Source organism: Paraburkholderia sp. BL6669N2, assembly GCF_003387275.1.
Taxonomy (GTDB): domain Bacteria; phylum Pseudomonadota; class Gammaproteobacteria; order Burkholderiales; family Burkholderiaceae; genus Paraburkholderia.
Genome location: NZ_QUNA01000002.1, coordinates 1559330 through 1572918, shown reverse-complemented (window position 1 = coordinate 1572918; position 13589 = coordinate 1559330). Strand labels below are relative to the sequence as shown.

The window sequence follows — 13589 nt, the reverse complement described above, 5'->3', positions numbered from 1 at the left end:
CGCCCATGAAGCGCGATGCGCTCACGCCTGTCGAGCCCGAGGCCGATTCGCCGCTGTCCGGCCTCGCGCACGTCGGCTTTCTGACGCTGCCGAATTTTTCGATGATCGCGTTCACCAGCGCGGTCGAGGTGCTGCGCATGGCCAACTACGTGGGCCGCGCGCAGCACTACCGGTGGTCGGTGATCACGCCGGACGGCGAACCGGCGCGAGCGAGCAACGGCATCACCGTGAAGCCCACCACGACGCTCGCTGAAGCCGGCATGCCGGATGTGCTGATCGTCTGCGCCGGCTGGCATGTGCGCGATTACGTGGACGACACGGTGATCGCGCTGCTGCGCGATGTCGCGAAAAAGGGCATACCGCTCGGCGGCATTTGCACGGGACCGTATGCTTTGCTGGCCGCAGGCCTGCTCGACGGCTATCGCTGCACCGTGCATTGGGAAGACATGTCGCCGTTGCACAAGAGCTATCCGCACGTGCGTTTCGCCGACGAACTGTTCGTGATCGACCGCGATCGCATGACGTGCACCGGCGGCACCGCGCCGCTCGACCTGATGCTGAAACTGGTGGGCATGCGGCTGGGTCAGGCGGTGGCGGCGCAGGTGTCCGAGCAGTTCATCGTCGAGCGGATTCGCGGCTCGACCGACTATCAGCATATTCCCGTCGACGCACGAGTCGGGTTTTCGCGCGCGGAACTCGTCGAGGTGGTGCGGCTGATGGAAGCGAATATCGAGGAGCCGTTATCGCTCGACGAACTCGCGCGGCTCGTGCATCTGTCGCAGCGGCATTTGCAGCGCATGTTCAAGATGTTCCTGAGCGTGTCGCCCACGCATTATTATCTGACGCTGCGGTTGCGGCGCGCGCGTGAGTTGCTGCGCAATACGGACGCGTCGATTGCGCGCGTGACGAGCGTGTGCGGCTTTCATTCGGCGTGTCATTTCAGCAAGGCGTATCGCGCGCAGTTCGGCCATGCGCCGAGCGTCGAGCGGCGCTTGTCCGCTTAGCACCCGAGTAATGATTGGCGTAAAACAATCCGCTTCATCCAATCCAGTCGAATATCAATCACTCTAAGGGAACGCCATGAAACGTTTGTGGGCTGCGTCGTTGTGCGCGCTGTCTGTGTCGTCTGTGCTGGCCGCGGAACCTGCCACTTGCCGCGACGTGCGTTTTGCCGACGTCGGCTGGACCGATATCGCGGCGACCACCGGGCTGGCGTCGACCGTGCTCGAAGGGCTTGGCTACAAGCCGACCAAGACGATCGCCTCGGTGCCGATCACGTTCGCCGGTGTGAAGAACAAGCAGATCGACGTGTTTCTCGGCTACTGGTCGCCGACCATGGACCCGATGATCGACCCGTTCAGGAAGTCCGGCCAGCTCAGCGTGTTGCCGACGCCGAATCTGACTGGCGCGAAATACACGCTGGCGGTGCCGGACTACGCGTATCAGTCGGGTATCAAGACCTTCGCCGACATCGCGAAGAACTACGACAAGCTCGACGGCAAGATCTACGGGATCGAGCCGGGCAACGACGGCAATGCGTTGATCAAGAAGATGATCGACACCAATCAATATGGACTCGGCAAGTTCAAGCTGGTGGAGTCGAGCGAGGCGGGCATGCTGGTCGAAGTGAACCGCGCGGTTCGCGACAAGAAACCGATTGTGTTTCTCGGCTGGGAACCGCATCCGATGAATGTGCAGATGAAGATCGATTATCTGTCCGGCGGCGATGCCGTGTTTGGGCCGAACTACGGCGAGGCGAAAGTGCTGACGGTCACGCCGAGTGATTATTCGGCACGCTGTCCGAACGTCGCGAAGCTGGTGTCGAATCTGCAGTTCACGACCGATATCGAGAATCACGTCATGCTGCCGATCATGAACAAGACTGATCCGAACAAGGCCGCGCGCGAATGGCTGAAGGCGAATCCGGCGGTGCTGGACAAGTGGCTGGCGGGAGTGAAGACGTATGACGGGAAGGATGGGTTGCCGGCTGTGAAGGCTTATGTGGCGGGGAAGTGAAACTGCTGAACTAGCTCGGTTTATGGCGCGGCTTTCGCGTTGTCGTCGATGCGACGCGAAAGCCGCGGCATGCCAACTGCATGCCTGGCAAACTACGGCTCAAATCGCCTGCGCCCGCCCCGGAAACGTCTCATCAAAATCCCCACTATCCTCAGCTTCCGCCGCCGTGCCGCGCTGCTCGCGATACATCATCGGCGGCAAACCGAATTGCTTGCGGAATTCGCGGCCCAGATGCGAAGCATCGGAAAACCCACAGCTCGACGCAATATCCGCCACCGTCTTATCCGAACTCGTCAACAACCACGCGGCGGTGCGCAACCGCACCTGCTTCGCGTAGGCCTGCGGCGCCTTACCCGTTTCCGCTTTAAAAAGCCGTTCCAACTGACGCGGCGAGAGATCAAGCTTCCCCGCAAGCTCATCGAGCGACAGCGAGCGCCCCACATGCTGCTCCATCAGCAGAATCGCGCGCTTGACCTTCGGATGCGTGGCCGGCGCGAGCCCCGGTGGATGCGGCTGCGGCGCGTTGCCTTTCTGCATATCGTCGACGAGCAAAATACGCAGCGCCTTCTGCACCGTGGCGGTTTCAAAATGACGCAACAGGATCGCGGCGGCCACGTCGATCGACGCGCGTCCGCCGGAACAGGTAATGCGCCGTCGGTCGATCACGAACAGCCGGTCCGCGATCAGCGCTTCCTCGTTCACCGACGGAAAACGCTCGATGAAATCCCAGTAGTGAAACCAGCTCACGCAGATGCGGTAACCGTCGAGCACGCCCGCGCGCATCAACGAAAACACGCCCGTGCACATGCCGACGAGCGTCGCATCGGTGGCGGCGGCGCGGCGGATGAAAGCGAGCGTCGCGTCGTTCGCGGCCGGTCCGGAATGCAGCAGGCCGCCGACCACCACGACGTAATCGAACGGCTCGGCGCTGTCGAACGTTTCCCACGGCGTGATCTGGATGCCGCAACTCGCGCGCACCGGAGCAAGGGTTTCCCCTATCACGCTCCACGAACAGCGCACGGGCTTGCTGAAATCGCCTTCGTCCGCGGACAGGCGCAGCAGGTCGACGAAACCCGAAAACGCCGTCAGCGTGAAGTTCGGCAACAGGATGATGCCGAAGCGGATGCGCTGCCTGGAGGTGCCGTCGATCGATCGAGGGGGAAGCGGTTCAGCGGAATTCATGCATGCAGCCAGCGAGCGAAAGAGTTGGATCAAGCATAGCACCGGGGACGGCGTCTGCCGCGTCCGGCCGTGCGGGCGGCACCACCGGCGCTGTGCCGCAGGCATCGTCAGCATCGCTAGCCACAAGCCGCGCGCATGTCGCAAATGCGTCAGAAGTCTTCGTAAATACGCCGCGGGCCTTTGCCGGCGCGTCCATTGACGCCACTATCCCACTGCGATGCCGTTTTTATTCTATCGGTTCAATTTGACCTGCGCTGCAATAGAGGCCAATCCACCCAAGGCATCGCAACGCACAAGGCACGCCATGAACGTCAGCGTCTTCGATCTGTTCAAGATCGGTATCGGTCCTTCAAGCTCGCACACCGTGGGGCCGATGATCGCTGCATGCCGTTTCGCCTCGCATATCGAAGACGCCAATCTGCTCGGCTTCGTGCGAAGCGTGAAAGCCGACCTGTTCGGTTCGCTCGGCGCGACCGGCAAGGGGCACGGCACGGACAAGGCGGTGCTGCTCGGACTCGAAGGCAATCTGCCGGATTCCATCGACCCGGACCTGATCGAACCGCGCTTGCAAGCGATCCGCGCGTCCAGGCAACTGGTGCTGCTCGGCAAGCATCCCGTCAAATTCGACGAGCGCGAGCATCTGGGCTTTTTCCGCAAGCTGATGCCGGGCGCGCCGGGTTCGGGCATCGTGCATCCGAACGGCATGCGCTTTCAGGCTTTCGACGAAAACGGCCAGTTGCTGGTGGAGAAGGAGTATTACTCGATCGGCGGCGGCTTCGTGGTGAATCGCGAAGGCGATCGCGTGAACGGCGTGCGCGCCGGCGCGGACGTGCCGTATCCGTTTCGTACCGGCGACGATCTGATGCGCGTCTGCCGCGAAACCGGGTTGTCGATCGCGCAGATCACCTTGCGCAACGAATGCGCGGCGCGTCCCGAACAGGAAGTGCGCGAAGGCTTGCTGGCGATCTGGCGCACCATGTCCGCGTGCGTCGAGCGCGGCTGCAAGGTACGCGGCGAGTTGCCCGGTCCGATGCACGTGAAGCGCCGTGCCGCCGATCTGTGCGGACAGTTGCGTTCGCGCTCGGAAGAGTCGCTGCGCGATCCGCTCTCCATGCTCGACTGGGTCAACCTCTACGCAATGGCCGTCAACGAGGAGAACGCAGCGGGCGGGCGCGTCGTCACCGCGCCGACCAACGGCGCCGCCGGTGTGATTCCCGCGGTGCTGCACTACTACGTGAAGTTCATGCATGCGTCGAACGACGAGGGCATCGTCAACTTCCTGCTGACGGCCGCGGCGATCGGCATCATCTATAAGGAAACGGCGTCGATCTCGGGCGCCGAAGTGGGCTGCCAGGGCGAAGTGGGCGTGGCCTGCTCGATGGCCGCCGCGGCGCTCGCCGCCGTGATGGGCGGCACGCCGGCGCAAGTCGAAAACGCCGCCGAAATCGGCATGGAACACAACCTCGGCATGACCTGCGATCCGGTCGGCGGACTCGTGCAGATTCCGTGCATAGAACGCAATGCGATGGGCGCGATCAAGGCGTTGAACGCCGCGCGCATGGCGATGAAGGGCGACGGCCAGCATTACGTGTCGCTCGACAACGTGATCAAGACGATGCGCGAAACGGGCGCCGATATGAAGACGAAGTACAAGGAGACGTCGCGCGGCGGCTTGGCCGTGAACGTCATCGAGTGTTGAAACCCGTTTTATCAAACACGAAACATCAGCAAAGACAGCATCAACAAGGACCCACGATGAGCCGCTATTCGATATTCAGCCTGTTGCGCAACGGGATGTCCTATCACGAGAACTGGGAGCGACAGTGGAAGAGCCCCGAGCCCAAACGTGAATACGACGTCGTGATCGTCGGCGGGGGCGGGCACGGTCTCGCCACGGCTTATTACCTGGCGAAGGAGCACGGTGTGCGCAATGTCGCCGTGCTGGAGAAGGGCTGGATCGGCGGCGGCAATACGGCGCGCAATACGACCATCGTGCGCTCGAACTATCTGTGGGACGAGTCGGCTGCGCTCTATGAGAAAGCGATGAAGCTGTGGGAAGGGCTCTCGCAGGACCTGAACTACAACGTCATGTTCAGCCAGCGCGGCGTGATGAATCTCGCGCACACGCTGCAGGACGTACGCGACACCGAGCGCCGCGTGAACGCGAACCGGTTGAACGGCGTGGACGCCGAGTTCCTCACACCTGCGCAGATCAAGGAAATCGAGCCGACCATCAATCTGAACAGCCGCTATCCGGTGCTCGGCGCGTCGATCCAGCGCCGCGGCGGCGTGGCACGTCACGATGCGGTGGCCTGGGGCTTCGCGCGCGGCGCGGATCAGGCAGGCGTCGATATCGTGCAGAACTGCCAGGTCACGGGCATTCGCCGCAACGGCAGCAAGGTGACCGGCGTGGACACCACCAAGGGTTTCATCAAGGCGAAGAAAGTCGCGATCGTGGCGGCGGGCAATACCTCGACGCTTGCCGACATGGCCGGCGTGCGGCTGCCGCTGGAGAGCCATCCGTTGCAGGCGCTGGTGTCGGAACCGATCAAGCCGGTGGTCAACACGGTGGTGATGTCGAACGCGGTGCACGCGTACATCAGCCAGTCCGACAAGGGCGATCTGGTGATCGGCGCGGGCGTGGACCAGTACACGGGTTTTGGACAGCGCGGCAGTTTCCAGATTATCGAGGGCACGCTTGAGGCCATTGTCGAAATGTTCCCGGTGTTCTCACGAGTGAGGATGAATCGCCAGTGGGGCGGCATCGTGGATGTCTCGCCGGATGCGTGCCCGATCATCAGCAAGACCGACGTGAAAGGGCTGTACTTCAACTGCGGCTGGGGCACGGGCGGTTTCAAGGCGACGCCGGGTTCCGGATGGGCCTACGCGCACACCATTGCGAAGGATGAGCCGCATCCGTTGAACGCGGCTTTTTCGCTGGAGCGTTTCTATACCGGCCACCTGATCGACGAACACGGCGCCGCCGCTGTTGCCCACTAACGCCACGCACTGCGACGAGGAAAAACCAATGCTATTGATCGAATGCCCGTGGTGCGGGCCGCGCGCCGAAACCGAATTTTCCTGCGGCGGCGAAGCGGACATTGCCCGTCCGCTCGACACCGACAAACTCACCGACCGCGAATGGGGCGACTACCTATTCATGCGTAAGAATCCGCGCGGCGTGCATCGCGAGCAATGGATGCACACGCAAGGCTGCCGCCGCTGGTTCAAGGCGCAGCGCGACACGGTGAGCTACGAGATCCAGGGCTACGAGACGTTCGAGCGTCCGTTGCTCGCCATGGACAGCGCCGAGGCTAACACGCAAAGCACGGCACAAAACAAGGCACAAGAGGGCAAGGCATCATGAGCCAGAAAGACCGACTCCCCAACGGCGGCCGCATCAATCGCGCCCAGCCGCTGACGTTCACCTTCAACGGCCGGCAATACCAGGGCTATCAGGGCGACACGCTGGCATCGGCGCTGCTCGCGAACGGCGAGCATTTCGTCGCGCGCAGCTGGAAATACCATCGGCCGCGCGGCATCGTCACGGCGGGTGTGGAAGAGCCGAATGCCGTCGTGCAACTCGAAACCGGCGCGTACACAGTGCCGAATGCGCGCGCGACTGAGGTCGAGTTGTATCAGGGACTGGTCGCCACCAGCGTGAACGCGAAGCCGAGCATCGAAAAAGACCGCATGGCGGTCAACCAGAAGTTCGCGCGCTTCATTCCGGCCGGCTTCTACTACAAGACCTTCATGTGGCCGCGCAAATTCTGGCCGAAGTACGAAGAAGTGATCCGCGACGCCGCCGGCCTCGGCAAGGCGCCGGAACACACGGACGCGGATCGCTACGACAAATGCTTTGCGCATTGCGACGTGCTGGTGGTGGGCGGCGGCCCGACCGGCCTCGCGGCCGCGCACGCCGCCGCATTGTCCGGCGCGCGCGTCACGCTGGTCGACGATCAGCCGGAACTCGGCGGCTCGCTGCTGTCGTGCCGCGCGGAGATCGACGGCAAGCCCGCACTGTACTGGGTGCAGAAGATCGAAGACGAACTGCGGCAGATGCCCGAAGTGAAGATCCTGTGCCGCAGCACGGCATTCGGCTATCAGGACCACAATCTCGTGACGGTGACGCAGCGGCTCACCGAACATTTGCCGGTGTCGCAGCGCAAGGGCACGCGCGAACTGATGTGGAAGATCCGCGCGAAACGCGTGATTCTCGCGACTGGCGCGCACGAGCGTCCCATCGTGTTCGGCAACAACGATCTGCCGGGCGTGATGCTGGCGTCGGCCGTGTCGACCTATCTGCATCGCTATGCGGTGCTGCCGGGCCGCAACGCGGTGGTGTTCACCAATAACGACGACGGCTATCAATGCGCACTCGATCTGAAAGCAGCCGGCGCCCAGGTGACAGTGGTCGATCCGCGCGCGAGCGAATCGAAGGGCACGCTGCCCGCTTTGGCACGCCGCTACGGTGTCAAGGTGATGAACGGTGTCGTGATCACGGCGGCGCACGGCAAACTGCGCGTGGCGTCGGTGGATCTCGCGTCGTATTCGAACGGACAGGTCGGTGCGAAGCAGAGCGAACTTGCCTGCGATCTGCTCGCCATGTCCGGCGGCTGGAGCCCGGTGCTGCATCTGTTCGCGCAATCGGGCGGCAAGGCGCACTGGCATGACGAGAAGGCCTGCTTCGTGCCGGGCAAGGCGATGCAGCCGGAGACAAGCGTCGGCGCCTGTGCCGGCGACTTTACGCTGGGTCAGGGCATCCGCTTTGCAGTCGATGCCGGCATCGATGCGGCGCGCGCGGCGGGCTTCATCGTCGCGCGGCCGAATCCGGTGCAGGTGGCCGAGATCACGGAAGCGAAGATGCAGCCGCTGTGGCTGGTCGGCGGCCGCGAGATGGCCACGCGCGGGCCGAAGCAGTTCATCGATTTCCAGAACGACGTGTCGGCCGCGGATATTTTCCTCGCGGCGCGCGAGGGCTTCGAATCGGTCGAGCACGTGAAGCGCTATACGGCGATGGGTTTCGGCACCGACCAGGGCAAGCTCGGCAACATCAACGGCATGGCGATTCTCGCGCAGGCGCTCGGCAAGACGATTCCCGAGACCGGCACCACGACCTTCCGTCCGAACTACACGCCCGTCACCTTCGGCACGTTCGCCGGCCGCGAGCTGGGCGAGTTTCTCGATCCGGTGCGCAAGACGGCGGTGCACGAATGGCATGTGGAAAACGGCGCGGCTTTCGAGGACGTGGGCAACTGGAAGCGTCCGTGGTACTACCCGAAAGCGGGCGAAGACATGCACGCGGCAGTAGCGCGCGAATCGCTCGCGGTGCGTACGAGCGTCGGCATTCTGGATGCTTCCACGCTCGGCAAGATCGACATACAGGGCCTCGATTCGGCGAAGCTGCTGAACTGGGTCTACACGAATCCGTGGAGCAAGCTGGAGGTCGGCAAGTGCCGCTACGGTCTGATGCTCGACGAGAACGGCATGATCTTCGACGACGGCGTGACGGTGCGCCTCGCCGACCAGCACTACATGATGACGACCACCACCGGCGGTGCCGCGCGTGTACTCACGTGGCTCGAACGCTGGCTGCAGACCGAATGGCCGGACATGCGCGTGCGGCTCGCGTCGGTGACGGATCATTGGGCGACCTTCGCCGTGGTCGGTCCGAACAGCCGCAAGGTACTGCAGAAGGTCTGCCAGGACATCGACTTCGCAAACGCGGCGTTCCCGTTCATGAGCTATCGCGAAGGCACGGTGGCGGGCGCGGCCTCGCGCGTGATGCGCATCAGCTTCTCGGGCGAGCTGGCTTATGAAGTGAACGTGCCGGCGAACGTCGGGCGTGCAGTGTGGGAAGCGTTGATGGCGGCGGGCGCGGAATTCGACATCACGCCGTACGGCACCGAAACCATGCACGTGCTGCGGGCGGAGAAGGGCTACATCATCGTCGGCCAGGATACGGACGGCTCGATGACACCGTACGACCTCGGCATGGGCGGGCTCGTCGCGAAGTCGAAGGACTTTCTCGGCAAGCGTTCGCTGACCCGCTCGGACACCGCGAAGGCAGGGCGCAAGCAGCTGGTCGGCTTGCTCTCGGACGATCCGTCGTTCGTGATACCGGAAGGCTCGCAGATCGTCGCGGGTCCCTTCCAGGGCGAAACGGCGGCGATGCTCGGCCACGTCACGTCGAGCTACTACAGCCCGATCCTGAAGCGCTCGATCGCGATGGCGGTCGTCAAGGGCGGTCTCGACAAAATCGGCGAAACGGTCACGATCCCGCTTTCGAGCGGCAAACAGATTGCAGCGAAGGTCACCAGTTCGGTGTTCTACGACAGCGAGGGAGCACGTCAACATGTGGAATGAAACGAGAGGGACGGCGTCGGTCGTGGATCGGGCTGTCGGCAAACAGACCGGCGTATGGCAGGAGTCGCCGCTGGTCGGCACGGACGCGCTGCTGAAGAAGCATCAGGCGACGGCCAACGCGGCGTTCAGATTGAACGAGCGGCCGTTTCTGGAACTCGTGAACGTGCGCGGCGATACGCGTGACGCCGCGTTCGTGCGCGCCGTTGACAGCGTGCTCGGCTGCCGTCCGCCTGAGAAGGCGAACACGGTGGCGCGCGGCAACGGCTACGACGTAATGTGGCTCGGTCCGGACGAGTGGCTGGTGCGTTCGGCCGCCGCGCACGACGCAACGCGCACCGCGCCGTTGCAGGCGAAACTCGGCGCGGCGTTCGCGGGCGTGTTCGCTTCGGCGGTGGATATCGGCAGCGGCTATACGGTGCTCGAACTCAGCGGCACGCGCACGCGTGAAGTGCTGGCGCGCGGTTGTCCGCTCGATCTGCATCCCAAGCTGTTCGGCGAAGGGCAGTGCGCGCAGAGCCATTATTTCAAGGCATCGATGACGCTGCTGCCTACCGGCGCGAGCAGTTTCGATATCGTCGTGCGCCGCAGCTTCGCGGACTACTTCGTGAAGATGATGCTCGACGCAGCCGAGCCGCTGATGTCGTAAAGCGCGGCGAGCGGTCCTGTTCGAACCGCTCGCGCGTTTCATCCCTCGATATTCGCCATGACGTCGACACGTCTAGCCACCGCGCGCCTCACCGAGCGCGCGTGCCACGAAGGCGATGCCCATGCCGCGCTTGCGCTGCTCGATCAGAGCATCGTGCTGCGGCATCGGCGCATTGCGTTGATCCGTTATCTCCTCGCGCAGCAACTCGGGGCGCCGTTGCAGGCGCGTCATCATGAATACGTCGAACGGATCGCCGCACGGTTGAGCGCGGATGCGCTCGCGCGCATTGCCGGCGCCGCGCGGGCGCGTCTGCGGGCCTGAGCGTCGCTATCGCCGCCGCCGTCGCCGCGCATGGAGCGGCGCACCCGTTCCATCCCGATGACGTATTTCTTCTATGTGGCCGATTTATGTCGGCGTCTACTGAAAACACTCAGGAGTACCCACGCGGCAAGCGCCGCATCCACCAGGGGATGACATGTCCACCGCCTATTCGCCGCGCGCGAGCGCTGCTGCCCGACTCGAACGACTGCCGTTCTCCGGTTATCACCGGACCATTTTTATCATCATCGCCATCGCGTTCTTTTTCGATTCCGTCGATCTCGGCACGATGACGTTCGTGCTCGGTTCGATCAAGACGGAATTCGGCCTATCGACCGCAACGGCGGGGCTGGTGGCCAGCGCGAGTTTCTTCGGCATGGTGATCGGCGCGGCGATCGCGGGATTGCTGGCGGATCGCTTCGGACGCCGGCCTGTGTTTCAGTGGAGCATGGTGTTGTGGGGGCTCGCGTCGTATCTGTGCTCGACGGCGCAGAGCGTGGAAGCGTTGATCTTTTATCGTGTGCTGCTTGGCTTCGGCATGGGCATGGAGTTTCCGATCGCGCAGACGTTGTTGTCGGAGTTCGTGCCGGCTGCGTCGCGCGGCCGTCTGATCGCGTTGATGGATGGCTTCTGGCCGCTCGGCTTCATTACCTCGGGCGTGGTGTCGTACTTCGTCTTGCCGACGTTCGGCTGGCGCACGGAGTTCGCGCTCCTCGCGATTCCTGCTGTATTCGTGTTGATCGTGCGTCGCGTCGTGCCGGAGTCGCCGCGCTGGCTCGAACATCGCGGCCGTCTCGATGAAGCGGACAAGATTCTCGCCGAAGTCGAAGTGAAGGTGATGAAAGCGGCCGGGCTGAGCCAGTTGCGCGCGCCCGTCATGCTTGCAGAACCGCCGGCCGCCAAGGGCACGGGGGCGTTCCGCGAGATCTGGAGCATGGCTTACCGGCGCCGCACGATCATGGTGTGGACGCTATGGTTCTTCGCGCTGCTCGGTTTCTATGGACTGACGTCGTGGCTCGGCGCGTTGATGCAGCAGGCAGGCTTTGCGGTGACGAAGTCGGTGCTGTACACGGTGCTGATTTCGCTCGGCGGGATTCCCGGGTTTATTTGCGCGGCGTGGCTGGTCGAACGTTGGGGGCGTAAGCCGACTTGCATCGCGTCGCTCGCGGGCAGTGCGGTGATGGCTTACGTGTATGGACAAACCGCGCTGCATGCTCAGACGCCGACCTTGTTGATCTGCGCCGGGCTGGCAATGCAGTTCTTTCTGTTCGCGATGTGGGCGGTGCTGTACACCTATACGCCGGAGCTGTACGGGACCGGTGCGCGCGCCACGGGTTCGGGCTTCGCGTCGGCGATCGGCCGCGTGGGTTCGCTGATCGGACCTTATGTGGTGGGCGTGGTGTTGCCGATGTTCGGCCAGAGCGGCGTGTTCTCGCTCGGCGCGATGTGTTTTGTGATCGCGGCGGCGGCGGTGTGGATTTTGGGCCTCGAGACGCGTGGGTTGGCGCTCGAGACGCTGGTGTCGGAAGCGGTTGAGACGGATGCGCGAGGGGGGTTGAGTCCGGTGCGGGAGTAAAGATTATTGCTTGCGGATAGCGCGCACCATGACGCCGTTCCAACCGAATGCGACACGGTTATCGGCCATGCGGAAAACGGCCGTACAGTTCGCGCTGTCCAGCAACGCGGTGCGCGCAGGCAGGCCGACATCCGGCGGGTAGACGTCGTAAAGTTCTTTCAACTTCGCGGCGCTGTCCACCTCACTGACCACAAAGCCCTTATGCGGCGTGCAGTTCTGGTTATTGAACTCGATACGCGTTGGCGAGATCGTCAGAACCTTCCCGAGGATTCGCCTCGCCTCAGGGATACCCGCCGAGACAGGGGAATAGGACACGACATCAGTCACCACCCATTTGCCCGCGAATTCCGCCGCAGACGGTGTTGTCTCCGACGCGCCCTGTTGCGCGCCAGCGAGTCCGGTCGAGAGAATCAGCGCGATGGCAGCGCCCAACTGACGGGCTTTCATTGCGCGGGCTGCCGGAATGGAGCGGACTCGCGCATGCGCCGATTCACAAGTCCCTGACTGCGCTGAGCAGGCCCCAGTGCGCTACCATCCGGCCTGCGTGGGGTAATCATTACGTTACTCATCATTTGTGAAAACCACGCCCCTCATATTGCCGTCATTTGCAGGTGAAAGCGTCTGCCTGGTATTGACGTTGCTCGAGTTGTACGCGAACGATACGGCGGCGTCAAATTGCGCCTGCGTCAACTGACGCTCCGTGACAATTGCCTTAACGCGGCGCTCCGCATCGCGTACTCGAGATTGAAGCACGGCGTTGACCTGCTCCGGAAGAACAGTTCGCGTCAATTCTTCCTGCGTGCATGGCCCCAAGTGAGCTAACGTACCGATGCCCCACGTGCAATTACCGTTCGCCGGCGCATCATTGTAGTACCGCATCACAACGCCCTCGTTGAATCGTAAGGCTGCATACCGGCTGCACTCATCCGCATGCTGTCATTGGCACCGGGCATTCTCCACCTCCTCAAAAACGGGGAAGAGTATAGAAGGCGATGCGCGTGCGATAACACCTATCAAAATGGATAGGTGACGTGATACGGGAGCGGCAGCCACCCCGATCCTCATTTTCTAATTCAATTCCGAGCGCGAATATTAAACGGCTTCCCAGGCACCCAGGCCCACGTCGCCAACACTTTCGCGCCCGCGGGTCCGGCGCTCGTCACATGAACGACGTTCGCCGGCATCCTGTAACTCTCGCCGGCGTGGACCACTTGCGCCGGTCGCCCCTCGACCTGCACCGTGACTTCACCTTCGAGCACATAGGCGACCTCCGGCCCGGTTGCCTTGTGCTTCGGCTTGACGGCATTGGGCGGGAATTCGGCAATGCCCATGCCCATTTCGCGATCGGTTCCCGGAACGGGGACGCGTTGAAGCACCACGGTCTCCTTGGCATCGGGCGCCTTTTCGCCGGCATTGGCCGAAGGCAGATTCATAAGGACCGCAACGATCAACGGCACGCAGCGCAAGCTGTTCATGATCGAGTCG

At 63.0% G+C, this 13589-nt stretch carries 13 protein-coding genes; 9 read left to right on the top strand and 4 right to left on the bottom strand.

Annotation, left to right across the window (positions count from 1 at the left end; translation table 11 throughout):
* The first annotated feature begins 5 nt into the window (after positions 1 to 5).
* Both B0G80_RS29555 and B0G80_RS29550 read left to right on the top strand, forming a co-directional pair.
* Positions 6 to 1004 (top strand): GlxA family transcriptional regulator, encoded by a 999-nt coding sequence (locus tag B0G80_RS29555; protein ID WP_116121519.1) that lies wholly within the window; start codon positions 6 to 8, stop codon positions 1002 to 1004.
* Positions 1005 to 1080: 76 nt separating this feature from the next.
* The gene (locus B0G80_RS29550; RefSeq protein WP_116121518.1) at positions 1081 to 2016 is read left to right on the top strand and encodes a choline ABC transporter substrate-binding protein; all 936 of its coding nucleotides are present in this window, start codon (positions 1081 to 1083) and stop codon (positions 2014 to 2016) included.
* Between the two features lie 99 nt (positions 2017 to 2115).
* Here B0G80_RS29550 and B0G80_RS29545 read toward each other — a convergent pair whose 3' ends face one another.
* The gene (locus tag B0G80_RS29545) at positions 2116 to 3198 is read right to left on the bottom strand and encodes a GlxA family transcriptional regulator (RefSeq protein ID WP_116121517.1); all 1083 of its coding nucleotides are present in this window, start codon (positions 3196 to 3198) and stop codon (positions 2116 to 2118) included.
* A 304-nt stretch (positions 3199 to 3502) separates the two neighbouring features.
* Here B0G80_RS29545 and B0G80_RS29540 point away from each other — a divergent pair, with 304 nt between their 5' ends.
* From B0G80_RS29540 to B0G80_RS29510, 7 genes are all read left to right on the top strand, one after another.
* On the top strand, positions 3503 to 4897 hold the full coding sequence (locus B0G80_RS29540) for an L-serine ammonia-lyase (protein WP_116121516.1): 1395 nt from the start codon (positions 3503 to 3505) through the stop codon (positions 4895 to 4897).
* Between the two features lie 56 nt (positions 4898 to 4953).
* Complete coding sequence (locus tag B0G80_RS29535; protein ID WP_116121515.1) at positions 4954 to 6198, top strand: sarcosine oxidase subunit beta family protein; 1245 nt, start codon at positions 4954 to 4956, stop codon at positions 6196 to 6198.
* Positions 6199 to 6226: 28 nt separating this feature from the next.
* On the top strand, positions 6227 to 6565 hold the full coding sequence (locus B0G80_RS29530; protein WP_116121514.1) for a sarcosine oxidase subunit delta: 339 nt from the start codon (positions 6227 to 6229) through the stop codon (positions 6563 to 6565).
* The gene (locus B0G80_RS29525; RefSeq protein WP_116121513.1) at positions 6562 to 9564 is read left to right on the top strand and encodes a sarcosine oxidase subunit alpha family protein; all 3003 of its coding nucleotides are present in this window, start codon (positions 6562 to 6564) and stop codon (positions 9562 to 9564) included. The genes B0G80_RS29530 and B0G80_RS29525 overlap by 4 nt, the downstream gene beginning before the upstream one ends.
* On the top strand, positions 9554 to 10210 hold the full coding sequence (locus B0G80_RS29520) for a sarcosine oxidase subunit gamma (protein ID WP_116121512.1): 657 nt from the start codon (positions 9554 to 9556) through the stop codon (positions 10208 to 10210). Before B0G80_RS29525 ends, B0G80_RS29520 begins: the two co-directional genes overlap by 11 nt.
* A 57-nt stretch (positions 10211 to 10267) precedes the next feature.
* Positions 10268 to 10531, top strand: coding sequence for a hypothetical protein (locus B0G80_RS29515; protein WP_116121511.1), 264 nt, complete (start codon positions 10268 to 10270; stop codon positions 10529 to 10531).
* A gap of 154 nt (positions 10532 to 10685) precedes the next feature.
* Entirely contained in the window at positions 10686 to 12104 is a 1419-nt protein-coding gene (locus tag B0G80_RS29510) for an MFS transporter (RefSeq protein ID WP_116121510.1), read from the top strand.
* Positions 12105 to 12107: 3 nt separating this feature from the next.
* On the opposite strand, the gene B0G80_RS29505 is transcribed toward B0G80_RS29510, so the two are convergent.
* The 3 genes from B0G80_RS29505 to B0G80_RS29495 form a co-directional block, all read right to left on the bottom strand.
* Positions 12108 to 12551, bottom strand: coding sequence for a hypothetical protein (locus tag B0G80_RS29505; protein WP_116121509.1), 444 nt, complete (start codon positions 12549 to 12551; stop codon positions 12108 to 12110).
* A gap of 114 nt (positions 12552 to 12665) precedes the next feature.
* The gene (locus B0G80_RS48290) at positions 12666 to 12983 is read right to left on the bottom strand and encodes a glycoside hydrolase family protein (RefSeq protein WP_408968508.1); all 318 of its coding nucleotides are present in this window, start codon (positions 12981 to 12983) and stop codon (positions 12666 to 12668) included.
* Between the two features lie 194 nt (positions 12984 to 13177).
* On the bottom strand, positions 13178 to 13579 hold the full coding sequence (locus B0G80_RS29495; protein WP_116121508.1) for a cupin domain-containing protein: 402 nt from the start codon (positions 13577 to 13579) through the stop codon (positions 13178 to 13180).
* Between the last annotated feature and the right edge of the window lie 10 nt (positions 13580 to 13589).

What these genes read in the sequence shown, in the direction of transcription:
- B0G80_RS29495 (WP_116121508.1), bottom strand. Translation starts at nt 13,579, where the DNA reads ATGAACAGCTTGCGCTGCGTGCCGTTGATCGTTGCGGTCCTTATGAAT.
- B0G80_RS29515 (WP_116121511.1), top strand. Translation starts at nt 10,268, where the DNA reads ATGACGTCGACACGTCTAGCCACCGCGCGCCTCACCGAGCGCGCGTGC.
- B0G80_RS29540 (WP_116121516.1), top strand. Translation starts at nt 3,503, where the DNA reads ATGAACGTCAGCGTCTTCGATCTGTTCAAGATCGGTATCGGTCCTTCA.
- B0G80_RS29555 (WP_116121519.1), top strand. Translation starts at nt 6, where the DNA reads ATGAAGCGCGATGCGCTCACGCCTGTCGAGCCCGAGGCCGATTCGCCG.
- B0G80_RS29535 (WP_116121515.1), top strand. Translation starts at nt 4,954, where the DNA reads ATGAGCCGCTATTCGATATTCAGCCTGTTGCGCAACGGGATGTCCTAT.
- B0G80_RS29550 (WP_116121518.1), top strand. Translation starts at nt 1,081, where the DNA reads ATGAAACGTTTGTGGGCTGCGTCGTTGTGCGCGCTGTCTGTGTCGTCT.
- B0G80_RS29505 (WP_116121509.1), bottom strand. Translation starts at nt 12,551, where the DNA reads ATGAAAGCCCGTCAGTTGGGCGCTGCCATCGCGCTGATTCTCTCGACC.
- B0G80_RS29525 (WP_116121513.1), top strand. Translation starts at nt 6,562, where the DNA reads ATGAGCCAGAAAGACCGACTCCCCAACGGCGGCCGCATCAATCGCGCC.
- B0G80_RS29510 (WP_116121510.1), top strand. Translation starts at nt 10,686, where the DNA reads ATGTCCACCGCCTATTCGCCGCGCGCGAGCGCTGCTGCCCGACTCGAA.
- B0G80_RS48290 (WP_408968508.1), bottom strand. Translation starts at nt 12,983, where the DNA reads ATGCGGTACTACAATGATGCGCCGGCGAACGGTAATTGCACGTGGGGC.
- B0G80_RS29520 (WP_116121512.1), top strand. Translation starts at nt 9,554, where the DNA reads ATGTGGAATGAAACGAGAGGGACGGCGTCGGTCGTGGATCGGGCTGTC.
- B0G80_RS29530 (WP_116121514.1), top strand. Translation starts at nt 6,227, where the DNA reads ATGCTATTGATCGAATGCCCGTGGTGCGGGCCGCGCGCCGAAACCGAA.
- B0G80_RS29545 (WP_116121517.1), bottom strand. Translation starts at nt 3,198, where the DNA reads ATGAATTCCGCTGAACCGCTTCCCCCTCGATCGATCGACGGCACCTCC.